This window comes from Marinifilum flexuosum (assembly GCF_003610555.1).
GTDB classification, from domain to species: Bacteria; Bacteroidota; Bacteroidia; order Bacteroidales; family Marinifilaceae; genus Marinifilum; species Marinifilum flexuosum.
In genome coordinates this window covers 135,945-161,320 of record NZ_RAPQ01000010.1, presented here as the reverse complement: position 1 = coordinate 161,320, position 25,376 = coordinate 135,945, and the positions used below count along the sequence as shown (strand labels likewise).

22 protein-coding genes are annotated in these 25,376 nt (G+C 37.1%); 16 read left to right on the top strand and 6 right to left on the bottom strand.

Features of this window, described 5'->3' with window-relative positions:
• Nucleotides 1-223: 223 nt before the first annotated feature.
• From BXY64_RS13935 to BXY64_RS21460, 4 genes are all read left to right on the top strand, one after another.
• Nucleotides 224-1,006 (top strand): 5'-nucleotidase C-terminal domain-containing protein, encoded by a 783-nt coding sequence (locus tag BXY64_RS13935; protein WP_120240618.1) that lies wholly within the window; start codon nt 224-226, stop codon nt 1,004-1,006.
• On the top strand, nt 981-1,928 hold the full coding sequence (locus BXY64_RS13930; RefSeq protein WP_211334506.1) for a bifunctional metallophosphatase/5'-nucleotidase: 948 nt from the start codon (nt 981-983) through the stop codon (nt 1,926-1,928). The genes BXY64_RS13935 and BXY64_RS13930 overlap by 26 nt, the downstream gene beginning before the upstream one ends.
• A 331-nt stretch (nt 1,929-2,259) precedes the next feature.
• The gene (locus BXY64_RS13925; protein ID WP_120240616.1) at nt 2,260-3,138 is read left to right on the top strand and encodes a cation diffusion facilitator family transporter; all 879 of its coding nucleotides are present in this window, start codon (nt 2,260-2,262) and stop codon (nt 3,136-3,138) included.
• Nucleotides 3,139-3,408: 270 nt separating this feature from the next.
• Nucleotides 3,409-3,990, top strand: a complete 582-nt coding sequence (locus BXY64_RS21460; protein WP_211334505.1) for a hypothetical protein — start codon at nt 3,409-3,411, stop codon at nt 3,988-3,990.
• Nucleotides 3,991-3,998: 8 nt separating this feature from the next.
• Here BXY64_RS21460 and BXY64_RS21230 read toward each other — a convergent pair whose 3' ends face one another.
• Both BXY64_RS21230 and BXY64_RS13915 read right to left on the bottom strand, forming a co-directional pair.
• A complete protein-coding gene (locus tag BXY64_RS21230) occupies nt 3,999-4,226 on the bottom strand; it encodes a hypothetical protein (RefSeq protein ID WP_147375998.1) in 228 nt (75 codons plus the stop codon).
• 121 nt (nt 4,227-4,347) lie between these two features.
• The gene (locus tag BXY64_RS13915) at nt 4,348-5,100 is read right to left on the bottom strand and encodes a DUF6261 family protein (protein WP_120240615.1); all 753 of its coding nucleotides are present in this window, start codon (nt 5,098-5,100) and stop codon (nt 4,348-4,350) included.
• A 1,024-nt stretch (nt 5,101-6,124) separates the two neighbouring features.
• On the opposite strand from BXY64_RS13915, the gene BXY64_RS13910 reads away from it, so the two are divergent.
• The 3 genes from BXY64_RS13910 (at nt 6,125) to BXY64_RS13900 (ending at nt 8,292) form a co-directional block, all read left to right on the top strand.
• Entirely contained in the window at nt 6,125-6,700 is a 576-nt protein-coding gene (locus BXY64_RS13910) for a hypothetical protein (protein ID WP_120240614.1), read from the top strand.
• A 6-nt stretch (nt 6,701-6,706) separates the two neighbouring features.
• Nucleotides 6,707-7,786, top strand: coding sequence for a PDDEXK family nuclease (locus BXY64_RS13905; protein WP_120240613.1), 1,080 nt, complete (start codon nt 6,707-6,709; stop codon nt 7,784-7,786).
• A 146-nt stretch (nt 7,787-7,932) separates the two neighbouring features.
• Nucleotides 7,933-8,292, top strand: coding sequence for a hypothetical protein (locus BXY64_RS13900; protein WP_211334504.1), 360 nt, complete (start codon nt 7,933-7,935; stop codon nt 8,290-8,292).
• A 328-nt stretch (nt 8,293-8,620) separates the two neighbouring features.
• Here the strand turns inward: BXY64_RS13900 and BXY64_RS13895 are convergent, their stop codons facing one another.
• Both BXY64_RS13895 and BXY64_RS13890 read right to left on the bottom strand, forming a co-directional pair.
• Nucleotides 8,621-9,577, bottom strand: coding sequence for a DMT family transporter (locus BXY64_RS13895; protein ID WP_120240611.1), 957 nt, complete (start codon nt 9,575-9,577; stop codon nt 8,621-8,623).
• Nucleotides 9,578-9,798: 221 nt separating this feature from the next.
• Entirely contained in the window at nt 9,799-10,494 is a 696-nt protein-coding gene (locus BXY64_RS13890) for an XRE family transcriptional regulator (protein ID WP_110360550.1), read from the bottom strand.
• A gap of 157 nt (nt 10,495-10,651) precedes the next feature.
• Between BXY64_RS13890 and BXY64_RS13885 the strand changes: the two genes are divergently transcribed.
• Together BXY64_RS13885 and BXY64_RS13880 are read left to right on the top strand one after the other, a co-directional pair.
• Complete coding sequence (locus tag BXY64_RS13885; protein ID WP_120240610.1) at nt 10,652-12,043, top strand: aldehyde dehydrogenase family protein; 1,392 nt, start codon at nt 10,652-10,654, stop codon at nt 12,041-12,043.
• A gap of 395 nt (nt 12,044-12,438) precedes the next feature.
• Entirely contained in the window at nt 12,439-13,458 is a 1,020-nt protein-coding gene (locus BXY64_RS13880) for a LacI family DNA-binding transcriptional regulator (protein ID WP_120240609.1), read from the top strand.
• A gap of 69 nt (nt 13,459-13,527) precedes the next feature.
• Here BXY64_RS13880 and rlmN read toward each other — a convergent pair whose 3' ends face one another.
• Nucleotides 13,528-14,571 carry a 23S rRNA (adenine(2503)-C(2))-methyltransferase RlmN gene (rlmN, locus tag BXY64_RS13875; RefSeq protein WP_120240608.1) on the bottom strand — a complete coding sequence of 348 codons (1,044 nt, stop codon included), beginning with the start codon at nt 14,569-14,571 and terminating at the stop codon, nt 13,528-13,530.
• Nucleotides 14,572-14,589: 18 nt separating this feature from the next.
• Nucleotides 14,590-15,261: a ferredoxin--NADP reductase gene (locus BXY64_RS13870; RefSeq protein ID WP_120240607.1), complete on the bottom strand. Its 672-nt coding sequence runs from the start codon at nt 15,259-15,261 to the stop codon at nt 14,590-14,592.
• Nucleotides 15,262-15,423: 162 nt separating this feature from the next.
• Here BXY64_RS13870 and BXY64_RS13865 point away from each other — a divergent pair, with 162 nt between their 5' ends.
• From BXY64_RS13865 to BXY64_RS13835, 7 genes are all read left to right on the top strand, one after another.
• Nucleotides 15,424-16,404 carry a DUF4097 family beta strand repeat-containing protein gene (locus tag BXY64_RS13865; protein WP_120240606.1) on the top strand — a complete coding sequence of 327 codons (981 nt, stop codon included), beginning with the start codon at nt 15,424-15,426 and terminating at the stop codon, nt 16,402-16,404.
• Nucleotides 16,405-16,838: 434 nt separating this feature from the next.
• Nucleotides 16,839-18,065 carry an ROK family protein gene (locus tag BXY64_RS13860; protein WP_120240605.1) on the top strand — a complete coding sequence of 409 codons (1,227 nt, stop codon included), beginning with the start codon at nt 16,839-16,841 and terminating at the stop codon, nt 18,063-18,065.
• 221 nt (nt 18,066-18,286) lie between these two features.
• Entirely contained in the window at nt 18,287-19,186 is a 900-nt protein-coding gene (locus tag BXY64_RS13855) for a nucleotidyltransferase family protein (RefSeq protein WP_120240604.1), read from the top strand.
• A gap of 103 nt (nt 19,187-19,289) precedes the next feature.
• Nucleotides 19,290-20,513: a glucose/galactose MFS transporter gene (gene gluP, locus BXY64_RS13850; RefSeq protein ID WP_211334503.1), complete on the top strand. Its 1,224-nt coding sequence runs from the start codon at nt 19,290-19,292 to the stop codon at nt 20,511-20,513.
• A gap of 46 nt (nt 20,514-20,559) precedes the next feature.
• Complete coding sequence (locus tag BXY64_RS13845; protein ID WP_120240603.1) at nt 20,560-21,663, top strand: phosphotransferase enzyme family protein; 1,104 nt, start codon at nt 20,560-20,562, stop codon at nt 21,661-21,663.
• A 91-nt stretch (nt 21,664-21,754) separates the two neighbouring features.
• A complete protein-coding gene (locus tag BXY64_RS13840; protein ID WP_120240602.1) occupies nt 21,755-24,082 on the top strand; it encodes a glucosamine-6-phosphate isomerase in 2,328 nt (775 codons plus the stop codon).
• A gap of 322 nt (nt 24,083-24,404) precedes the next feature.
• Nucleotides 24,405-25,367: an ROK family protein gene (locus BXY64_RS13835; protein WP_120240601.1), complete on the top strand. Its 963-nt coding sequence runs from the start codon at nt 24,405-24,407 to the stop codon at nt 25,365-25,367.
• The last annotated feature ends 9 nt before the right edge of the window (nt 25,368-25,376 follow it).

Below are 25,376 nucleotides of genomic sequence, written 5' to 3'. Positions count from 1 at the left end.
AACAAATGGCGCATATTAATTAATAATCGGTATTATAAATGTATCAGAGGATATTTATTCTGATTGATATTTAATACCATTCTTGCATGACATCATGTAAAGGGAGTATTATACCAATTGTAGTATTAAATGTGAACTGATATTGTCGATTATTTGCAGATGATAATTGAATATTTATAATTTTACCGGTCAATAAAAGACTAAAGTGTATTTTATTTTTAACATGAGAAGAAATTTAATCAAATCACTCTTTATTGTTTTGATTGCTGCAGGCTTAAGTTCCTGTGTGGGCAGTTCGAAGCAAACTACCAATAAGGTAGAATCACATTACACCATTAATGCTGATCTGGATCAGATATCAGCAAAGGATACCAGCTTAACCAACCTGATCAATCTGTATAAACACCAGTTGGATGGGGAAATGAATACCATTATTTCGGTGGCCGAAATGGATATGGTAACAGGTAAGCCAGAAGGTTTACTATCCAACTACCTTGCCGATGCCATGTTCGAAATTGGTAACGATTTTTGCAAAGAGAAGCAATTAAAGCATGGGGTTGATGTGGCTTTGTTGAATATGGGAGGAATTAGAACTTCACTATCGAAGGGAGAAATATCTACCGGAAGGGTATACGAGATGTTGCCTTTTAAAAACAAGTTGGTAATTGTTGGAATGGAAGGAAAACAGCTGATAGAATTGTTTCAACGCGTTGCTTACTTTGGTGGCGAAGGCATAAGTGGAGCAAAAATGGGCATTAAAGACAGAAAAGCGGTAAACATTCTTGTGGATGGAAAGCCAATTGAGCCTACGAAAATATATCATGTAATGAGTGTTGACTACCTGGTAAATGGTGGTGGCGGATTTACTGCCTTCGAAAAACGCAAAACATTTCGACACATGCACCGATTGTTGCGTTCGGAAATCATTAAACACATGAGCAAGAAGCACAAAAAAGGAGAAAAAGTATCGGCTAAACTAGATGGGAGGATTTACAATGTGGAATAGAAGAGAATTTATTACGAAATTGGGTTTAACCGGGGCATTTATAAGTAGTGGATTGTTTACCAAATCACTTTTTGCAGCTTCGAACAGCAAGCATAAAATTACCTTATTGCATACAAACGATTTGCATTCGCGCATTGAACCATTTCCAAAAAAAGATCCAAAATATGGTGGATTGGGAGGTTTTGCCCGACTAAATGCTTTGGTGAAAAAGGTAAGAAGAGAAGAGGAGCATGTCTTACTATTGGATTGTGGCGATGTTTATCAGGGAACGCCATATTTTAACTTCTTTAAAGGGGAAGCAGAATACAAATTGATGTCGAAAATTGGTTACGATGCCGGTAATATTGGAAACCACGAGTTCGACAATGGTATTAAGGGGATTACCTCGCAAATAAAGAATCGTAATTTTCCTTTGCTAAATGCCAATTACGATTTTAGCGGTACCGATTTGGAAGGCAAAATTCCTCCATACCAGATCTTCGAAAAGGGAGAACTTAAGATTGGTGTTTTTGGTCTTGGTGTTGATCTTACAGGCTATGTAGAACCTCACAATCGCGAAACCATTACCTATATCGATCCGGTGGATGTGGCTAAGGATATGGTTCGAATCCTGAAAGAGGAGAACAATTGCGATTTGGTAGTTTGTCTTTCGCACATGGGACACACCAGCAATATTGGTGAAGATTGCGATATGGAATTTGCCAAGCAAACCCGTGGTGTTGATGTAATTCTAGGCGGTCACTCTCATACCTTATTGGAAAAACCAGAACGAGTGAAAAACCTGGATGGGGAAGAGGTAATTATCAACCAGGTTGGTTGGGCCGGAATTGCTTTGGGAAGAATCGATTTTTATATCGATAAGAAAAAGAAAAGCAAATTGGCAGATTCACAATTGATGAAAGTAGAGGGGAATTTAGTCTAATCCCGATTGGTATTTAATGTTGAAAATATAGTATAAAAAGTAATAGGGGAGATCTATTTAGGAGTTCTTCCCTTTCAGGGAAGATGGCGACAGCCAGAAGGGTGTATTTTGATTATTTCACCCTTTTCCCTGTCGGGATTTTCCCTAGGAGGGAAAAACTCAATTTGAAAAGGTGAAAAAAATCAATATTGTCTAATCGGTACAGCTATTTTAAGCCTTGATTAGTATTTTAATTAATCCCTATTTTGATAGGGACGGCATTTTACCTTAATTAGATCGAATAATAAATGATATAAAATCATTATTTTAGATGCTTTGACTATCAGATCGTATGAAAAAATTTGAGTTAAATAAATCGAATTGGGCCGAAACGGAAGGTTGGCTATCCATTGCAGGAAATATTGTACTCTTTATTTTGAAATATTGGGCCGGATTGGTTACAGGATCCATTGCCATTATTGCCGATGCCTGGCATACCTTGTCTGATAGTTTAAGCTCTGTTATTGTATTGATAGGAGCAAAAATTTCTAAAAAACCAGCCGACGAAGATCATCCTTTCGGACACGGCAGGGCCGATTTAATTAGTGCCTTTATCATTGGGATTCTGCTGCTGCTGGTTGCTTTCGACTTTGTAATAGAATCCTATCATACGTTAAGAGATGGTGAATCGTCGCAGTTTGGAACCATTGCCATTGTGGTAATGATTATTTCCATTGTGGTGAAGGAAGCCCTTGCGCAGTTTGCCTTTTACGGTGCTCGCAAAACCAATTCGAAAGTGCTAAAGGCCGATGGGTGGCACCATCGTAGCGATGCCATATCCTCATTTGTGATTTTGGCGGGTATTTTTGTTGGGAAATATTTCTGGTGGGTTGATGGTGCACTGGGGATGATTGTTGCCTTTATGATTGGCTATGCGGCCTACGAAATCATTAGAGATTCCATTCATTCCATATTGGGGGAAAGTCCCGATCAGAAACTATTAGACGACTTGAAGAAAACTTGCGAGGAGATCTATCCACATGCCATCAATCCGCATCATTTTCACGTCCACTCTTATGGCGACCATACCGAGGTTACCTTCCATATCAAGCTGCCACACGATATGTCCATAAAAACCGGGCACGATATTTCCACCGAAATCGAGAAGGAAATCAAAAGAAAATATGGATTTGCGGCTACCATTCATGTTGAGCCTCGGGATCATGTGTAGGGTGATTATGTGATGTTATTTTTGGGGATCGGGAGGAAGGCCCTCAAGGCCAAGATTAAACACCTCATCCCCCTGTCGGGACCTTCTCCTCTAGGAGAAGGAAAACAATCAATAGACCATATGCTAAGAATTCAGCAGCGGCTAGCTTTCTCTCCTCGGGAGAGGATTGAGGTGAGTTGAATAAGGAAAAACGGAGGTACTATCATTTATTAGTATAGCGTTCTTCCCAATAATTTCTTACTTTCATGTCCTTACTCTACAACACAAACTATGGAATTAAAGGAAGGACTAATAAAGGATTCCTACGAGCTAATTATTAAGGAACTGCAATCAATTGTAACTATTTTTTACCTCTTTTTGGTAGGAATGGGAATGCTGTTTAAGCATCAAAAATTTTCAGAATTTGGCATTAATATTTTTCAGTATGCCGATATATTCGATTTCTTGATTGCACCCTTTCAGGATTACGTTATTATCCTGTTTACCATGGCTTCGCTTACATTTATTTACCTGCTTTTTAAGCTTGATAGTTATTGGGAGAGAAAATGTCCCAGAATGTATTACCTATTTTCTCTCGGATTAAGCAGGAAATCGTGGCACAGAGCCTATAAACTGCTAACTTTTACAATAGCTTTAATTGCCTACCTGTATTTTGCTGCCGACTTTTACGGACGACTTTTCCGCTCCTCCATAAACGGGAAGGAAAAATATACCATTCATTACACCGATGACAAAACCATTAGCGGTAAGCTTATTGGCAAAACCAACAATGTTATTTTTATTTGGGTAGATAAAAAAGTGAAGATCCTTCCGATTACCGATTCGATTCGTGAGATGGAGATTGAGGATTGATTTTCCCCTCATCCCCCTGTCGGGACCTTCTCCTCGAGGAGAAGGAAAACAATCAATAGACCATATGCCAAGAATTCAGCAGCAGCCAGCTCCCTCTCCTTGAGGAGAGGGTTGGGGTGAGGAGTTATTTCAAGAGAAGGAGTGAGGTGATTTTGAAATTCAATATCAAATGTATTTCCCCTCATCCCCCTGTCGGGACAAGCTCTAGAGAAGAAGGAAAACAACAAACAGATCATATGTCAAGAATTCAGCAGCTGCCAGCTCCTTGAGGAGAGGGTTGGGGTGAGGTAAGTCTGCATAAAAAAAGCAACCCCAAAGGGCTGCTTCTCATGACAATAAATAATACAAACCTAAAACCTATGCAATATCTTCTTCCGGCTCTTTTTCCTTTTGACTTTCTTTTAAGGTTTGGCGAGCGCGGGCTTTTTCGTTATTAATTTCGATGCTTTCGCAGATGGCTTTATAAGTAGCCTCATATTTTTCAGGAAGTGCATCAACAGCGCCTTCCAAATAGGTCATTAACCTGTTGTTAATGATGCTGCGAATCTTGTTCTTTTGTGTCGAAGGAGCAGGCAAATCCATCTTTTCCGATTTAGTGGTAGCCATCTTCTTATAGGCTGCCTCCAGCGAAGCTGTGGATGCAGTAAATTTTTCCACTCTTTCAGGTACACCAATTAGCAAGTCAATTAAAGGCTTAAAAGTTGGACTTTTAAGGTTGGTGATAAATGAGTTGCTCAGTTCAATCTGACGGGCATAATTTTGCTGATCAAGCTTTGGATTATGACTTACCAGAAGCTTCCAGGCCTCTACTGCTGCCTCTCTAATGTTCGCTTCGGGAACAGAAAGGTTTGCTTTTATAAAATTCTTCAAGCAGATGTAATCTTTCCCCGCCTTCTCATCCTCGGCTCTCACATTGGCTTTTAAAGTGTTCCCGTGAACTGCTTCAATTGCCTGTTCAAGAATTGGATGCTCCACTGCAATATCTGCAAGAATTTTACTGAGAATTAAATCTGCCGACCAATCTTCTTCGGCAAATTTGGATCGAATTGCGCTGGTGGTATTACTAACCTCCGCGCTATCGCATGAATAATGGACTCTTACTTTTTCCATTTGACTAGTAATTTTTATTAGAAATAAATTTCCCCTGACAATACTCGAAAGCTGTGTGTTTGATTAGTTTGACTGAGTATCCGATTGGGAATAACAGAATCTAATTTAAAAAAGATTAATCAAACAATAAAAAATAATTGCATGAAATTAAGCTTTGGTATTTGATTTCTTTTCAAATATTGGTCATACCTTTTTTAGGTGATAAATGCTTGATGAAGGATGGATTTGTGATTAAAAATTAAGTTACATTCGATGTTTTGTTGGGCTGAAGGATTTGTTGTGGGGGAATTGACGAAAAGAAGCTCCCTAAAAAATTTTTTAGACCCATTCTTCGAATGAGAATGCAGCTTTCGAAGATAAAATATGATAATATTGAATTGGTAATGCCAATTGGGAAATTTTTAGGAGCGTTTTTTAAAATAAAAGAGGCCTTTTGAAGGTGAAAAGCCATTTTTTTTAAAAATGAACGTGCTTTTTGAATTTGAAAAGGTGTTTTAAATGAGTTGGAAAGGTGATTTTAAATTGAAAACTACCTTTCTAAAACTAAAAACGCTCCTTTTTAATTTAAAAACCCATTTTCTTCGATTGAAAACCTGCCTAACAGATTAAAAAGGCCTTTTTTAAGTCAAAGATCGTAGCTTTTTAAGTTCAAAAGCTTCATTCAAACTGAAAGAACGTGCCTTAGGAATTTCTACAGCCATTTTCCACGGCATTATTACTCCATTCCATTTTTGTTGGTTTGGCTATTAAAAATAATTCAGACTTTAAGGTGTGGTATTTTTGTTTTTTCTGTGAATTCGGAGGTTTTGAGTGGTTCAACTAGATTGAATTAAAAAGTGAATTTAAGTTGGGTGGTTTTGTTGATTATAATTTTGTAGATTTGGGTTTGCGATTAACTAATAGGTGCACAATACTGACCTATGGGGTATGTATTGTGTACCTTTTTACTCTGAGATATTAAAAGTGAGCGTACAAGTGCACAAATAAATAGTTACCTGCAAGGCTAAATATAAAACAAGACACAATGATAAAAGATACACTTTCTAGAGTTTGGATGATATTCCTGTTCCTTCTTCTTCTCGGATTTTTATTCTGGGGAATATTCTTCGTAGACGATTTACAATCTAAGATTTCAATTCTTGGAATTGTAGCAATTATTGTGGCTGCATTTACGTCAGTTTTGACAGTGAGTATAAATAATAAGAAAGCAAGAGAGAGAGAATATGAATTGCATATTTTGAAAGAGAAACAAAAAGTGTTTGAACATTTTTACAATTCATATTTTGAAATGCTTTTCAAAGTCAAAAAAGGGCAAAATGGACTTTCACGCAAAGCCGAAGAAGAAATGCTTCTATTCAAAAAAGGTCTTATGAATTGGGGCAGCGACAGACTAATAAAGAAATACATTGATTTTGACTCTAAACTTGTTGAAAGTGAAGGGAAGCAAGAAAAATTTAATTTGTTCAAAGACGGAGACAATTTTATCAAAGAATTAAGAAAAGAACTTGGTTATAATGACTCCAAGAACGTAAATATTATGAGTATTATCTTAACGGCGGAAGCGAGGAAAGAACTTGCAGACAAGGGATTAATCAAATAAAAAAAGATGAAAGCATCAAACTTAAAAGGAGCATTACTAGAATATATAATAAGAAATCTCCTTAAAAACTGTGGGTTTTCAAATGTCATTGCTGATGATGTGTATTCATTTGAACGTGGTGGACTTTTCTATATTAATGGGAAAGGTGCTGCACATGATGCAGATATAATAATGAACCCTCCAATTCAAATGCCCTTTTCTTATCCAACTCAATTAATATTTGAATGTAAAGCATATGGAGCAACTGTTGGATTACCTATTGTAAGAAATGCTCTGGGATTAAGAAATGACATTAATGATTTTGAAATTGTTACAGAAGATAGTTTGTTAGGTAGACAGAATAATCGAAGAGCCGATTACGCAATAGAAATAAGGAATAGGTATTTATTTCAAGTTGGTGTTGCTACCATCAACGAGTTTAGTAAACCAGCAATAGAATTTGCTACAAATAATAAAATACCACTTCTTTCATTGAGTTGGTTTTTAGGACCAAATACAATTAGGCATTTTAATGATATAGACCAAGCCCTGATTGATAGTTTTATTGAAGATGATATAAAAAACATTTATGATTTCTTTAAGGATAGAACAGGGAGACTTCAAGATGAAAAATATCATAGAGCTCATCTCTTTTTAAATTCGGGCAATATTATTGGAGCTATCGTTACTTCCGCTGATACAGCAATTCGATATTCATATGTTGGATTGCTTGAAACAGGAGATATGGTTTTTTTATTCAAAAGCAATTCTACACAAAATAATATTCTAAGTGATTTGGGTGATTTCTCCCCACTAAAAGCAGAAATTCATTGGTTTTCGACCAGACCAAATGTCTGGAGACTTACTGTGTTTAATTCAAGAAATAATACACAACGGACTGATTTTGATTTTTTCGTACCTAAGAGAATTTTCAATCACTGGAATAAGTTCAATCTCGACAAAGCCGTTGCTTTAGATATTAAGCAAGAGTTTTTTTCTAAAATATTTGTATTTAATCAAAGAAATAATGCTGAAATGCCTTTTTCGATAATAAATATTGATAGAGAATGGCTAGACCAAATTAGACAAGGGCAAGAAAATGAATAAAGCCCAGCAGGTAACAAGCGATCATATAACATAGGCGGGTCTCGGGTTTTCGAAGGTTTTGTGCTTTTTATAAAAATTGAAACATAAATCAACTAAGGCGCCTACGTTACATAGCGCCATCCGTTGTAGGGCATAAAAAAATAACATTGAGCAAGATTTTTAAATATGGGATTTTAGGAGTTGGAGTATTAATTCTAATAGGATTTGTAATTAGAGGAAATATCACTCACAAACGATTTGATTCTGAAAAATGGAAAAACTGGACAGAATCAGAAACTGAATGGTCTCTCCGTTGGGATATGATGAATAGTTTGAGAAATGATTACGAACTAAAGGGAATGACAAAAACTCAAATCATAGAATTATTAGGCGAACCTGAATCTAAAACAAATATCGAATTTGGGTATTATTTGGGATATTCAAAACGAGGAATAAATACAGGGCGATTAACAATCAAATTTGATAATTACAACACAGTTACTGAATATTCTGTTTGGGATGGATAAATTGAAAAGAGTTTTTTCAATCAAGAATATTTTAATCACTAACGGACTAGTTATCTTCGATTTAGTTGTTTACAAATTTCTTGGATTAATGCTAATGAATTATGACTATTTCTATAAAGCAAAGGGAAATATTGGAGCATAGAAAGTATGACCCCGCTAGTCCTGATTTGTAATCAGGGCTCATGGAGTCAAGAATTTTAAATTCGATTTGTAAGGATTAAAAATCCCAAACTCAAAACCTGTGAATTATTAATTCACAGGAGCTGCCAGTGTCAATTGCGTTCTTTGTGAAACACCTTCGTGTCCTTCGTGGTTTAACTTTTTACCCTTACTTCGCCACCTCTTTCTGTACAGCAAGCGCTTTTTCCTTCTTCGCTTTCGAGAAAAACACCGCAGTTACTGCACCACCAATTACCAATACTGCACCAATTAGCGAGTAAAGCGTCATGCTTTCGGGTTGTATCCAACTTACCTGCAAATAGGTAAGAACCGACATGGCAATTAGGGTAATAATTGGGTTAAGCGTTACAATAATGCTCACCTTGTAGGCCTCGGTATATTTAAATGCCAGGGCGATAGATCCGTAAGCAACCAAGGTGTTTACACCAAGAAATACCACAATGGCCCATGTTTTAAAATCCAATCCCTGGAAAGCAGAAAAATCGGCCATAGGTGTGTAAATCAAAGCCGGAATTCCATACAGTACCATATTCAGCACCTGTGCAGGATGTTGCTGCACCAGTTTCTTCTGCAAAACGGCATAAAGTACCCATGTTACGGCAGCCAGCTCCACCCAGAAAAAGCCAAGGTTAAAAGCATCGGTATCGTGAATGAAAGTTTGCAGTTGAGTGCGGTAGAACAGGAACAAACCAATGCCGGCAATTCCGAAGCCGACCATTTGTTTTAGATTCAGCTTTTCCTTAAAGAAAAGAACCCCTGCCAAGGCCAGCATTATTGGACCACTTTGTATAATAATTTGTGCATTACTCGGGCTGGTATAATTCAAGCCTTTTAAGAAACCAATGTAGTTTACCCCCAAGCCAATTGCTGCAATAATGAGCAAAAGGGGCGGACGTTTGATGATGTTCAACTGCTTTCGGTCCGTTATCAGGTAGTAGATGAACAGCACCAAAAAGGCAAAAGAGAATCGGAACCACACAATGCTGATGGGATCGATATCCTTAAGGGCCACTTTAAGGAAAATGGGAAGAAAACCCCATAAAAATGCAGTGACCATAGCGTAAAGTACGCCCTTGTAATTACTTGCAGAAGCAATTGAGTTCATTGTTATTCTTATTTAGAATGAATAAATCCGAACAAATGTAGGTAAAAAAACGATTTGAACCACCAAGGACACAAAGGTGTTTCACAAAGGTCACAAAGTTTTAATGTTTTATTGATGTAGGCCAATGGAAAACATTGATTTTGTGATGTTTTTTGAATTTCTTCGTGTTCTTTGTGAAACACCTTTGTGTATACTTTGTGGTTAAATATATTTTCGTGAAACTACGGCAATTGAAAGCTCACATACCCCAATGCCTTCCAAACCTCTACCACTTGATTCAGGCTTACCTCGAAGGATAGGTATTCTTTGTTGTCGGAGTTCAAAAGCAGTTGATTGTTGTCGAAATCCTTCACCACGCGTTTGTACACAATGCCATCGTCGGTAGTCACCACAATGTGGCTGGTGTTGTCCTTAATCAATTCCCAATCTTGCAAATACTCGCAAATGATGTACGATCCTGCAGGTACTGGCAGCATACTTTCTCCCTCAATTTGGAATGCACGGTAGGTTTTGTTTTCCGATAGCTCGGCAAAGGGCATTCTAAAGTTTGGCAGCTCGCTAATGAATTCGGCATCCGAGTGGCCATTTAAATATCCGGCTGCAGCTTTAACGGGAACCAGGGAAATCATTTCGTCGTTTTTCTCATCCACCAAAATCGGAAGAATTCTTAGGTTTTCTCCTTTTGTGTCTTGCTTCTTTTCTCTCTCTGCTTGCTCAATATCCGATTTCACCAACTCATCCAAATTGCGGTTGAAGTAATCGGAATATTTTAAAAGTGTAGATATTTTGGGGGTACTTCTTCTTTGTTCGTAAGAGCTGATTGATGAGGCTCCAATTCCTATGCGAGCAGAAAGTCTGCTTTGCGATAGTCTTTTTCTAATTCGTAAATGTTTGAGGTTCTTATTTAGATTTTTCATGAAATTTCTGTGTGTAATTTTTGAGAACAACAAAAGTAGTGCTTTGAAGCTTTCTTTCAGCGATTTTATGCCATTAAAGCATTTAAAAATTGATATGATGAGCTTTAATCAGGACAAAAACTTGTATTTTGTGTTGGCAAAAATTTAAACACACACTATGAACACAATAAAAGTAAATTCACCATTTGATGGCAGTTTGATCAAAGAGATTCCTTTGCTCAACAGTCAACAAGTGGAAGAGAAAATAGCAAATGCATACGCCCTTTTTCAGGATAAATCGAGATGGCTAAAACCTTATGAGCGTATCGCGATTTTGGAGAAAACCAAAGCCATTATGCAAACTCGTGTAGAGGAATTGACCAAAATTGCCGCTGCCGAGGGAGGTAAACCCTATCAGGATAGTAAGGTTGAAGTACTTCGTGCCATAAATGGGGTGCAGTTGGCCATTGAGCACATCGGCCAAATGAAAGGCGAGCAGATCCCTATGGGAACTACTGCGGCATCCATAAACCGTTGGGGATTTACCATGCGCGAACCCATTGGTGTGGTTTTGAGTATTAGTGCATTTAATCACCCTTTGAATCTTGCGGTTCACCAGGTAATTCCTGCTTTTGCAGTAGGTTGTCCTGTTCTGATTAAACCTGCTACAAGCACACCAATGTCGGCAATCGAATTGGTAAATATGATGAAGGAAGCAGGTTTGCCAGCCGATTGGGCTGAGGTCGTGGTATGCGACAGAACCAATGCAGAGAATTTGGTGAAGGATGAGCGAGTGAATTATTTGTCCTTTATTGGTTCTGCTGAGGTGGGTTGGAGCTTGCGTTCGAAATTGGCTGCAGGAACCCGATGTGCCTTGGAGCATGGAGGATCGGCACCAGTTATTGTAGAATCGGATGCCAATATGGAGGAGGCGATTCCAGCTTTGGCCAAAGGAGGATTTTACCATGCAGGCCAGGTTTGTGTATCGGTACAGCGCGTTTTTGTTCAGGAAAAAGTTGTGGATCAATTCTGCGTACAGTTGGTTAATATTGCTAAAACCTTGAAAGTAGGAGATCCATTAGATCCACAAACCGAAGTGGGGCCACTAATTGAAACCTATGAGGTTGATCGTGTTGACCAGTGGGTAAAAGAAGCGGTAGCTGATGGAGCCAAATTGTTATGCGGAGGGAATAAGATTTCCGATACCTGTTATGAACCAACGGTGTTGTTGAATGCTTGTCAAACTTCGAAAGTATCGCAATTGGAGGTGTTCGGACCTGTAATTTGTGTTTACAGCTATAAAGACATGCAAGAGGCAATTGATTTATCGAATTCATTGCCATTGGCATTTCAGTCGGCAGTATTTACCTCGGATATAGATAAAGCTTTGAATGCGGTAAATCAGTTCAATGCTGCAACGGTAACCGTTAATGATCATACTGCATTCCGTGTGGATTGGATGCCATTTGGAGGAAGAGATGCTTCAGGAATTGGGGTTGGTGGAATTCCCTATTCAATGCACGAAATGACAAGAGAAAAATTGATGGTAATCAAATCAAGTAAGATTTAGGAGTTTGGGTTAAATCGCATTTCGAACTTATTAAAGATTTAATGCGTTAATCTATTTTCCTACCAGTTCGTAATAGTTAGCGGATCGTATTATAATGATTGTTTTCATCATAAGATGTGCTATTGTGAGCTGGATGGTTTGAAAGTAATCTCTGAGAACCAAGATTAATAGGTGTTTCGGAGAAAATGAATTCTAAGGTTAAATTAGTGTTAATCCATCATTATATATTGAGTAATGAGTGAAAACACCTAGGTAAATTGGGTGAAAAAGTGCTTAAGCAAATACATCTCCTAATTAAATTATACTATCTTTGTGTGTTATTGGATAAACTGATAAAAGTCATTATATTAATGACACCTTATCTGATTTATTGAAATAAGATTAAAATTTGTACTATGGCAAATAAACCTGTAACCATTAAGGACATTGCAGAAAAATTAAACATTTCTGTTTCAACTGTATCCCGAGCTTTAAAAAACAATCCTGAAATCAGTTTACAAACAAGAGAGGCTGTTCAGAAATTGGCTAAAGAGTTAAAGTACCAACCAAACCCGTTGGCTGTTGCTTTAAAAACTCAAAAGTCGAATACTATTGGGGTTGTTGTTCCACAGATTGTAAGTTCTTTTTACGCATCGGTTGTAAAAGGGATTGAGCAGGTTGCTGACGAATTTGGATACCAGGTGTTCGTGAGTTCTTCGAATGAAAAAATGGAAAAAGAAGAGAAGAATGTAAACGGATTTCTTAATATGAGAATGGATGGAATTATCCTTTCTTTATCACGTGCAACAAGTACATACGATCACATTCATAAAATTCAGGATATGGGCGTACCAATGGTACTTTTCGATAGAACATCAAAAGAACTTGAGGTATCAAAAGTTGTAGCAGATGATGCAGCAGCAGCTCATGCAGCAGTAACTCACCTTATTGAAGGAGGAGCCAAGCGAATTGCATTCTTAACAGGTCCTGAGTACATGCTTTTTGGTAGAAACCGTATGAGAGGTTACAAAAAGGCTTTGAAAGAGAAGGGGATGGAAATAGATGAAACTTTAATTTCAAGATGTGATTTTACAGTTGAAGATGCTAAGAATGCTTCATTGGAGCTTTTAAAGCGTTCGAACCGACCAGATGCTTTCTTTGCAATTAACGATGAATTGGCAATTGGAGCAATGACTGCGGCAAAAGAATTGGGTCTTAAGATTCCGGAAGAAGTTGCTGTAGTAGGATTTTCAAATAGCCGTCGTTCACGTTACATGGAGCCATCTATGTCGACTATGGATCAAAATCCTAAGCAAGTTGGACGAGAAGCTGCAAAGCTTTTGTTTGACCAAATGGAAGATAAGCCAGGAGCTAAGGATGTGAAAGAAGTTGTTGTTCATGCTGACTTGTTGGTAAGAACATCCAGTGAGAGATAAAATACAGTATATGATATAAAAAAAATCCTGCCAATTGGCAGGATTTTTTGTTTTATATATTCTGAGGTTTTAAAAATCTTTCTCTTGTTGCTTTACCAACTCTTTGGTTGATAATAAACCACAGGCTGCGAAAATGTCCAAACCTCTTGATCTACGAATTGTAGTGGTAATTCCCTTTTTATTCAATTGATCTTTGAAATATTCAATGGTTTGATCATCGGATCCATCCAAAGGAGTGTTTGGAATAGGATGGAAGCGAATTAAGTTGATTCGGCATTTGATGCCATCCAAAATTCTACAAAGTTCCTTTACATGTTGCGCAGTATCGTTAATCCCCTTGAACATGATGTACTCGAAAGAAACTCTTCTTTGTCTTCCAAAATCAAAGTCCTTAATGATTTTCAATACATCTTTAATAGGATAAACATTTTGTACCGGCATTAATTTCTTTCTCTCATCGTCGAACGGAGAGTGCAAGCTAACCGCAAGGTGACATTCGCTATTGTCCAGAAACTCAACCATTCCTGGAATAATACCAATGGTGGATACGGTAATTCTTCTTGGGCTCATCGCCATTCCGTAATCCGATGTCAATATTTCAAGAGACTTTAGAACTTCAGGAACATTATCAAGAGGTTCGCCCATGCCCATATATACTATATTGGTAAGATTTTCTCTTTCCGGTAGGCTTCGAATTTGATTGATGATTTCACCACTCGACAATTGTCCTTGGAATCCTTGTTTTCCTGTCATGCAAAACAAACATCCCATTTTACATCCAACCTGTGATGATACACACAAGGTGTTTCTGTCGTTATCTGGAATATAAGCTGTTTCAATAAATTTGTTTTCGTGGTTGGTTGGGTAAAGGTATTTTTTTGTGCCATCAACCGACTCTTGTACTTTGGTTGATGCAGTTGTACCAAAGTCGTACTTTTCCTTTAAGGCAGTTCTTGCCTTTAAAGACAAGTTGGTCATCTGATCGATTTCCGTTACATCTTTTTTGTACAACCAATCGGCAATTTGTTTGGCAGTAAACTTTGGCAGTCCCAAATCTTTAACTACTTGAGTTAATTCATTCAAACTTTTTCCTAATAGAATCTCTTTCCCCATTCTTCAGTATTAATCAGATTAAAAGTAGATCTCAGCCACAATTTTATTGTATTCAACTCCTCGGTTGATTAGCAAATCGCGAACTTCAACTACCATTTCAGGGCTACCACACAAAAAGAATCTACAATTTTTTGGGAGCTCTGGAATATCCTGCAAATATCGGGTTAATCTTCCACTATACAAACCATCACCAGATTCTTGTGAGCAACAGCGAATATAATTTTCACCCATTTCTGGTAGGAATTCATTTTCAAAGTAGAATGAATGAGTATGTCTGCCACCATGAATAAGTGTTTTGTTTTCTTTTAATCCGGATCGGAACATAGATGAAAAGGGGGCAATTCCAGTTCCTGATGCAATCCACCATGCAGGAGATGAGTCATCATTAAAATCACCGTCAGGATCGGTAACAAATAGTTCTGTTCCAGGTTTAATTTCACTAAGTCTTGGAGTTAGCCATCCATCATCTTTTAGGTTATACAGGATGTTTACTTCATCATCCTGAATGCCACTTGCAATGGTGTATAACCTGGGAGTTACGCTTAAATCAGTTGTCAAACCAAGGTATTGTCCTGCTTTAAAATCTTTAATTTTCTTGAATTTTAATACATAAACGCCTGGCGATATTTCATTGTTTTCAAGAATACTAGTAGTGTGAAGTTTGTTCTTTTGATCTGTATTTGAATTCATATGTTACATTTTGAGAGGGCAAATATAGTAATTAATTTATAAAGATTCTAAATAGTGAAATTGATTTTACAAGTCATAGCTATTGACTGTAACTAAGCTTGCTTAATAAGCGTCATAATATAGTATTTGAATTTACGCATTCATCCTAAAAATATATAAGAAATGAAAACAAAAGTGAGATTTATACAATTGGTGGTATTGGGTTTATGTCTGCTTTCTTCAGCAAATTTATTTTCACAAACCATTTATGCAGAAGAACACAAGGTGTTCGATGGTATTGATAAACTTGAGGTAAAAGGTTCTTTTTGTGATGTTGAAATTATTGGTAGTGATAGGGCAGATGTAAAGTTTGATGGTGAAATTAAAGGGTCATCATTCAGAAATAAGAAGTTTGAGATAAAATATGATGTATCTGGAGATAAACTGATGGTTTGGATTGATTCACCATTTTCATTTAGTGGAAGAATTGAATCTAAATTGCAGTTTAAGGTTCCAGCTGATATTAAAGTGCAGGTGAAAAATTCATCGGGCGATGTTTATTGTGAAGGTCTTGTTGCTAAATACACTTCGATACATGCTAGTTCGGGAGATATTGGTATGCAAAATATAAAGGGCGATTTAGAATTGGAGACTTCTTCTGGTGAAATTTCCGTAAAAAATCACATTGGTAATTTGGACATGGAGTCTACTTCGGGTGATCAGGAAATTAAGGAGGTAGTTGGGAATATCTCAACGCAGGCATCTTCAGGAGACTTGGAATTTAAATACATTGAAGGAGATATTTCTTCAAGAACTACTTCAGGAGATATAGAAATTGATAATCTTGTTGGAAGATTAAAGAATGTATCGAGCTCAGGTAGTATGGAGATTGATAATTCAAAAGTGTACTTGCATTTGACTGCTAGTTCCGGGGATATTGAAGGGAATAATTTGTTGCTGGTTGGTGAAGCATTCTTTTATACTACTTCAGGTAATATTGATTTGAAGTTAAGAAATGATCCTGACCAATTGAGTTTTGATTTGGTGGCATCGTCGGGAAATTTAAGAGCTGGCAATAGAAAAGCAGATAAGAAGCTTTATTTGAGAAATGGGGAGATTTGGATACATGGAAAGAGTAGTTCGGGAGATCAGACTTATTATTAAAGTATTTAAAGAGGACAATTAGTCCTCTTTTTTTGTTCGTTTGCGAACATTAGATGTGATGCTATCGGACACTTTTGCTGTGAGGAATTTAATAGGTTTTTTCTTAAGTAACACATATACAGGGCAAAAGGATTTTTGGCCCGCAGCTTGTAATTATCTATGCGAAATCATTTATAATGGTTTCCCAAAAATTGGGAGTGGTGTCCCGGGATTTTGGTTTTAATAGCATAATTAATTGGTTTTCTTTGATTAAGGGTCCTTTTTAAGGCCCTTTTTCTTTTTTATATCCCTAATCGTTTATTTCCCTTGATTTTTTGAGAGTATTAGAATCAAAAACGAATACTTTTAAAAAAAATTATAAAAGAATTGTTTGTTTGTAAAAATAAATTGTAATTTTACCCTCAGATTACAAATCAATAATAGAAGGAAAACGTTTGAGACCACAATTTCTATATGAAAAGAACCTGCAAGGGGTAGCTAATTCTGTAAAAAGAAAACAGGAACAGTATCGTAAAATTGTTCGTCACCTATATTATAATGGTGCCGCATCAATTGCCGAAATTGTTAAAGCTGTTAAAATAAGTCAACCATTGGTAGCATCATTGGTAGATGATTTGATGAGCTATGGAATGTTATTGGATAAAGGTGTTGGAGAATCAATAGGAGGTCGTCGTCCAAATTTATTTTGTCTAAACTCCGAATATCAATATGTAATTGGTGTAGATATCAATTTGCATACTTTGAATTTGGCTGTGTTTGATTTATCGAACAAACAAATATTTAGGGAAGAGATAAAGTATTTTGATCTGGAGAATAGTAATGATTACTTAAATTCTTTAGTAGATAAGATTGAGTCAATGATTTCCCAATTGGGAATATCGAGAGAAAAATTTCTAGCTGTGGGAATTTCGATTCCAGGTTTGGTTGATGCCAAACAAGGATTAAGTCATACTCATCTGTCGGTAGCTGAAAATGGTTTGGCTCGTGTTTTAGGAGATAGGCTAGGTATAAATGTGTTGCTAGACAATGATGCCCGAACTATGGCCTTGGGAGAGAAAGCGTTTGGTAAAGCAATTGACAAGGAAAATGTACTGTGCTTAAATTTAAGTAATGGTATTGGTCTTGGAATGATTTTGAATGGTGAACTTCATTCTGGTAAAAACGGTTTTGCAGGGGAGTTTGGTCATATTTTAATTGATCCGGAAGGCAAGCTTTGTTATTGTGGCAAAATTGGATGCCTTGAGACTTTAACTTCAGGAAAGATATTGGTAAAAAATATCAGAGAAGCTGTTGATAAGGGACAGCCTACACTTTTAGCGAATTACAAAAAAGAAAATAAAAAAATTGATCTAAGAGCAGTGGTAGAAGCCATATTGCAGGGAGATCAGTTTGCAATAGATCAGTTGAACCAAATGTGTGAGTATTTGGGAAAAGGACTGGTTACTCTGATTCACTTGTTGAATCCGGAAATGGTAATTATTGGAGGAAAAATTGCACATGCTGGGAAGTTTGTGATTGATCCGGTTACCATGTCGATGAATAAATATGCCATGAGTAGAATTAGTTCTGAAACAGAATTGGTTTGTTCCGATTTGCTGGATGATTCAGCATTAATGGGAACAATGGCAAATGTGATGAGAAGTGTTTTAAGTTTAGATTAATAGAGAAATTATTGATTCCCGCATGGTTAAACTTTGGTTTAATATTCAATTGTAGTAGTAGTGTTCTGCGGGAATCAATTTCTTTTTATCAATGACTTAAGGATAAATATAAAAAATACAGATGGAACGAACTTGTAAGTTTTAATAGTAGCTATACGGATAGCTTACCAATTAAAATTACTTGAAGTTTTGTGTGATAATCGATACAAAAGAAAAAACTCATGAAACCAACATTATTAGTATTAGCAGCAGGAATGGGAAGTCGATATGGCGGATTGAAACAGATGGATCCGATTGGACCATCAAATGAGACCATTATAGATTATTCTATTCACGATGCAATAAAGGCAGGATTTGGAAAAATTGTATTTGTAATTCGCGAGAGTTTCGAAAAAGAATTTAAGGAATTATTCAATGCAAAGCTAGCTGGTAAGATTGATGTGGATTACGTGAATCAGGAATTATTCAAAGTTCCGGAAGGAGCAAGCTATAATCCTGAAAGAGAAAAGCCATGGGGAACCGGGCATGCTATTTTAATGGCAAGGGATTGTATTAAAGAACCTTTTGCTGTAATCAATGCCGATGATTATTATGGAGTGGAAGCTTTTCAAACCATTGCCGATTACTTGAGAAATTCAATTAGTGATCAGGAAAACTGCATGGTTGGTTATCAGTTGGCGAATACAATTTCTGAGAATGGTTCGGTATCAAGAGGAGTTTGTGCTACCAATGAAAACGATCATTTGGAAACAGTTGTAGAAAGAACTCATATCGAGAAACTACCGGAAAATATTGCTTACCTGGAAGATGAGAAATGGTATCCACTTCCTGAGGATGCAACTGTATCAATGAATTTCTGGGGATTTACTCCTAAGCTTTTCGATCATTTAGATAGTCAGTTTAAAACTTTCCTTCAAGAGAAAGGTGATCAGTTGAAGTCTGAATTCTTTATTCCTTCGGTTGTAGCTGAAATTATTGAAGAAGGAGATACTCAGATTAAAGTATTGAAGTCGAATGCTCAATGGTTTGGAGTGACTTATAAAGAAGACAAGGAAAAGGCACAGAATGCAATTAATAAGTTGATTGAGAAAGGTGTTTATCCTTCGAAACTTTGGGAATAGTATTGTAAGTACATGGTTTCTGCGATGTGAGATGTAACTAGTTGGAGAGAAACCATAAGCGTTAAATTATAGAAAATCATTAATTGAAAATAAATTTATTGTTATGGTGAGTACACAAACAACAGACTCTGGAACAAAGAAATTCATGATCCCACTGATTGTGGTTGGGGTGATGTTTTTTGCAATTGGTTTTGCCTTAGGAATTAATAGTTATATCGTTCCTTTATTGAATAAAACATTAGGAATCTCATCTGCAGAATCATACTTGGTTATTGCAGCAACTTTTTCTGCATTCTTAATATTTGGTTATCCAGCATCATTGGTAATCGGGAAAATCGGATATAAGAAAACAATGGCATTGTCCTTTCTGATGTTTGCTCTGGGATTCTATTTGTTTATTCCATCTGCACAAATGGAAAGTCTTCCATTGTTTTTGGTAGCTTCATTTATTAGTGGAATGGGAAATACTTTCTTGCAGGCATCTGTAAATCCGTACATCACCATTTTAGGCCCAATGGAAAGTGCTGCAAAAAGAATGAGTTATATGGGGGTTGCCAATAAATTGGCTTGGCCTATTGCTCCTTTATTCCTGGCATTGGTAATTGGTAAAGAAGTGAAGGATGTTGCTCTTACCGATATTAATGTTCCTTTCTATATCATTATTGCGATTTTCATTTTATTGGGTGTATTGGCCTTGGTAGCTAAACTTCCTGAGGTGAAAGCTGCTGGAGAAGATGAAGATTCTGCTGAAGAATGTCCATATGCTGCGAATAAAACATCAGTATGGCAATTTCCACACTTACTTTTAGGAGTATTTGCTTTGTTCCTATATGTTGGTGTTGAAACAGTATCTCTTGGAACCTTGGTAGATTATGCAGAGAGTTTAGGTTTAGCAAACCCTGAATATTATGCATGGATTGCTCCGGTAGGAATGGTGATTGGTTATATCTGTGGTATCATCTTTATTCCTAAATATCTTAGTCAGGCTGCTGCACTTAAAATTTGTGCGATTGCTGCTTTGTTTGGATCTCTAATGGTTGTGTTAGTACCAGCAGAATGGTCTATTTTCTTCATTGTATTTATGGCTTTGGGATGTTCGTTGATGTGGCCTGCTCTTTGGCCTTTAGCTATGACCGACTTGGGTAAGTTTACTAAGGCAGGATCATCTTTAATGGTAATTGCAATTGTTGGTGGTGCTATTATTCCTACTCTTTATGGATTCGTGAAAGATGCTGTAGGAGGACAAAATGCATATTGGATTTGTGTGCCATGTTTCCTATACATTTTATACTACGGGATAAAAGGACATAAGGTAAGAACGAAATAAATTGAAAATAGGTGTTGCATTAAGATACGCCATTTAAAGATAAATTATGAAGGATAAATTGTTTGATGTTGCTTCGAAATTCGTATTGGAAGGAAAGATCGAGGATATTAAGCCATTAGGTGAAGGATTTATTAATGATACTTTTCTGATCACTACAGAGGGAGAAGAATCACCAAATTATATACTACAAAGAAAGAATACCAACATTTTTAAGGATGTTCCCGGAATGATGGGGAATATTCAAAAAGTAACGGCTCATCTGAAAGCAAAAATTAAAGCTGCAGGAGGAGATACTAGTCGAGAAGCTATGACGATTAATGTTACTGAAGAAGGGCTTCCTTATTTTGCAGATGAGAATAATGATTATTGGACGATATGCATGTTCATTAAGGACAATATTACCTATGAAGCTGCTGATAGTCCCGAATTGGCATTCGCAGGTGGAAAAGGAATTGGAAAATTCCAGGCGATGTTGGCCGATATGAAAGAGCCTTTGGTTGATATTCTTCCAGGATTTCACAATATCAGATTCCGTTTTAAGCAATGGGATGAGGTATTGGCGAATGATCCTGTAGGTAGAAAAAAAGATTTACAGAAGGAAATTGAATGGGTTGAGTCGCGTCGTGAGGAGATGTTGAAGTTTTGGGAGTTGGTTGAAAATGGAACCATTCCTACCCGTGTAACTCACAACGATACTAAAATCAACAACATTCTTTTCGATCAGGATGGAAATGATTTATGCGTTATCGATTTGGATACTGTTTTGAATAGTACAGTATTGAATGATTATGGTGATGCAATGAGATCATATACAAACACTGGTTTGGAGGATGATGAGAACCTTGATAATGTAAGCATGGATATGGAAATTTTCACAGCTTATACAAAAGGTTATTTGGGAGAAACAATTTCGTTCCTAACGGAAAAAGAGTTGGAATATCTTGCTTTCTCGGCCAAGTACATTACTTACGAACAGGTGTTAAGATTCCTTATGGATTATATAGATGGAGACAATTATTACAAAGTGAAATCGCCGGAACACAATCTAATTCGAACTCATGCTCAGTATAAGTTGCTTACAAGCATGGAAGAACAGTTTGAAGAGATGAACCAGGTGGTGAATCAGTATTGTCAGGAATTGTCTGCCTAAAATTGTGTGTAATAAAAGCTAACTCATAGATAACAAGCCGTTTTCTCCTTGTGTGGTGGAGATTCAGCCGAAAAAGATTTATTAGAGAGAAATGGAAAAAAGATTTGAATCAAGAGTAGAGCAAGCATTCTATGAATTATCAGGAATGCAGGAAATGACAGCCCAAATTCCATATGTTACGGTTGATAATTTCCCAAAATTAGGATTGATGACCTCGCTGCGCTTTTTAGAATGGGCGGAGCAAAACCCTAATGGAGTAATTAGTTTACCTACGGGTAAAACTCCTGAATATTTTATCAAATACACGCAGTTTTTGTTGGAAAACTGGGACAATGAGAAAGGAATTGAAATTCGTTCTCAATACGGGTTAGGCGAAATGGCTAAGCCTGATTTGAGTGGATTACAATTTGTTCAAATCGATGAGTTTTATCCGATTGATCCTCGTCAGCACAATAGTTTTTACAACTATGTGATGAAATATTACATTGAAGGATTTGGATTGAAGAAAGAGAATGCTTTGTTAATTAATTCAGAGGAAATTCCTTTGGTTGATAATAAATCATTCCTTGAGGTATTCCCGGATTACAATATCGATTTGTCGCTTCGTTACCGTGAAGCAACAAGTGAAGTAGAGAAAATGCAGCAAGATTCAATCTTCATGATTGACAATTGGTGTACACAATACGAGCAGAAGATTCGTGAAAAAGGTGGAATTGGTTTCTTCCTGGGAGGAATTGGTCCTGATGGTCACATCGCATTTAATACGCGTGGTTCGGATCACTATTCAACTACACGATTAACCAAAACCAACTTTGAAACACAAGCAGTTGCTGCTGGTGATTTGGGAGGAATTGAAGTATCGAGAAACCGATTGGTGATTACCATTGGTTTGGATACAATTACTCACGATAAAGATGCTGTTTCAATTATTTTTGCAGCTGGTGAAGCTAAGGCAGATATTGTAAAAGGTTCATTGGAAAGTAAGCCTGATGCTGTTTATCCTGCTTCTGTACTTCAACGTCAGAAAAATGGTCGTTTTTACCTAACAACCGGAGCTGCATGTAAGCTTACCGATTCTGTAAATCAATACTACAAAGAGGGTGAGTGGACACAAACAAAAACTGAGAAAGCAGTAATTGATTTGTGTCAGAAACTTAATAAATATGGACATCACCTAACGCTTGAAGATTTAAAAGCTGATCCATATACCAGTCAAATACCTAATTTAAGTGAGGATACGGTACAGTTGGTTATCGATGCAATCCAAAATAAGCTTGAAAAAGGAATGAAAGCTGATAATGATGAGGTGGTTTATCATACAGGTCCGCATCATGATGATATCGCATTAGGTATTATGCCTTACATTAACCGTCAGGTACGTTCTGCTAGCAACGAAATTCACTTTTCGGTTTTGACTTCTGGTTTTACTGCAGTTACTAATGGATTTATCATTGGCGTTTTAAAAGAGTGTCAGAACTTTATTTCAAATGATGAAGTTCAAATGTTGGAATATCCTGACTTCTTTGAAGTAGGATATGATAAGAAATGGGACAAAGACGTTTCTCACTTTTTGAACTCAGTTGCTGAGCGTAACGAGAATGGCAAACGTAGAGGTTTGTGTCACCGTGTGATCAGATCGATCGTAGGAATTTGGAAAGTACAGGATAAGTTCCATTTAAATAAAGTAATTGCAAGTGTAATTGGCGAGCTGGAAAGTGCCTACGATGGTGGAAAGAACTCACCAGAGGTTCAGAAAATGAAGGGTATGGTTCGTGAGTTCGAAGAAGAATTGGTATGGGGACACTTCGGGGTTCCGGTAAACAATGTTCACCACTTGCGTTTAGGTTTCTATAAGGGAGATATTTTTACTGAACTTCCTGAAAAGAACAGAGATATGCTTCCGGTTTTGGAAGAATTTAGAAAATACAAGCCAACTACCATCAGTTTGGCTATGGATCCGGAAGGAAGTGGTCCTGATACTCACTACAAAGTATTGCAAGCAATTGCAGGAGCTGTTAAGGAGTGGGGAGAAGAAGAGGATCTTTCTAAATTAAGAATTATTGGATACAGAAATGTTTGGTTCAAGTATCATCCGGCAGATGCAGATTATATTGTGCCGGTATCCTTAAACTCTCTTGATGTATTGGAGAATTCATTTACCGAATGTTACATGAGTCAGGTAAATGCATCATTCCCAAGTTATGAGTACGATGGCAAGTTTAATGAGCTGACTCAAAAAGTTTGGGTACAGCAATTAAAGCAAATTCAACTCTTGTTGGGTAAAAACTTCTTCTACGAAAATGATCATCCATTGGTAAGAGCAACTCACGGATTGGTTTACATGAAAGAAATGACCGCCGAGGAGTTTGTTACAATGGCTAAAGATTTGGAAAAAGCTGTAGAAGAAAATCCGTTTTAGTACCACACACAAATACCATAGGATCGGAGGGTTTAGGCCCTTCGGTCCATTTTTTTTATTAGGAACCAATATCGAGCTTAGGTTAATAGGTTCTTAATCATTGAAAGGTGTTTTTGGGGTAAAAGAAAATTGAATCGAAACTGGATTGTATCGTGGATTTTGCACAAATTTACCAGACGAAAATATTGAAGCAGGTTTTAAGTGGATTTCTTGGATGAAACAATTTCAGAGTAGTTAGACTTTCACATTCCTTCATCTTTTGGAGTTCTTTGCCTGGAATAATTAATTGGCCTATTGGTCGAAAGAAAATATTAATAATACAATGACAGAAATAGCAATTGGAATCGACATTGGTGGAACAAATACCGTATTTGGATGCATTGACTCTAAGGGGAATACTATAGCTGAGGGAAATATTCCGACCCAAACAAAAGAGCACTTTGAGGATTATATTGAGGATTTGATTGCGGAGATAAACTCTTCGCTTGAGAACGTTGAAACCGAAGTTTGTATTGTTGGTGTTGGAATTGGGGCTCCGAATGGTAGTTATAGAACCGGAACAATCGAGAATGCTGCTAACCTAAGGTGGAAAGGTACACTGCCAATTGCTAAAATGGTAAATGAGAAATTAAATGTTCCGGTAAAAGTTACCAATGATGCCAATGCTGCTGCATTAGGAGAAAGAATTTTTGGTGGCGCCAAAAATATGTCTGATTTCATGGTTATTACTTTGGGAACAGGATTGGGTAGTGGAATTGTTGTTAATGGCGATTTACTATATGGATATGAAGGTTTCGCTGGAGAAGTAGGACATATCATTGTTCGCCCGGGAGGTAGAGATTGTGCTTGTGGTAGAAAAGGATGTTTGGAAACTTACGTATCAGCAACAGGTGTAAAAAGATCTGTATACAAATTATTGGCAAAGCATTTAGGGGAAAGTACCTTGCGTGATATTCCTTTTAATAACCTGAATGCAAAAATGGTTGCTGAAGCGGCTAGTGAGGGTGATTCTGTAGCATTGGAAACATTTAAATACACTGGAAAAATGCTTGGGGAAGCTTTGGCCAATGTGGCATCAGTAACAGCTCCAGAGGCTATTTTCTTGTTTGGAGGACTTGCTAAGGCAGGTGACTTGCTATTCGATCCCGTGAAAGAAGCTATGGATGAGAATATGTTGTTCCTATACAAGGACAAAGTGAAGTTGTTGCCTTCTCAATTGGGCGATGATGCTGCAATATTGGGAGCGGCAGCCTTAATTTGGAACGATGAGAAGATCGTATCATGATTTGAATCA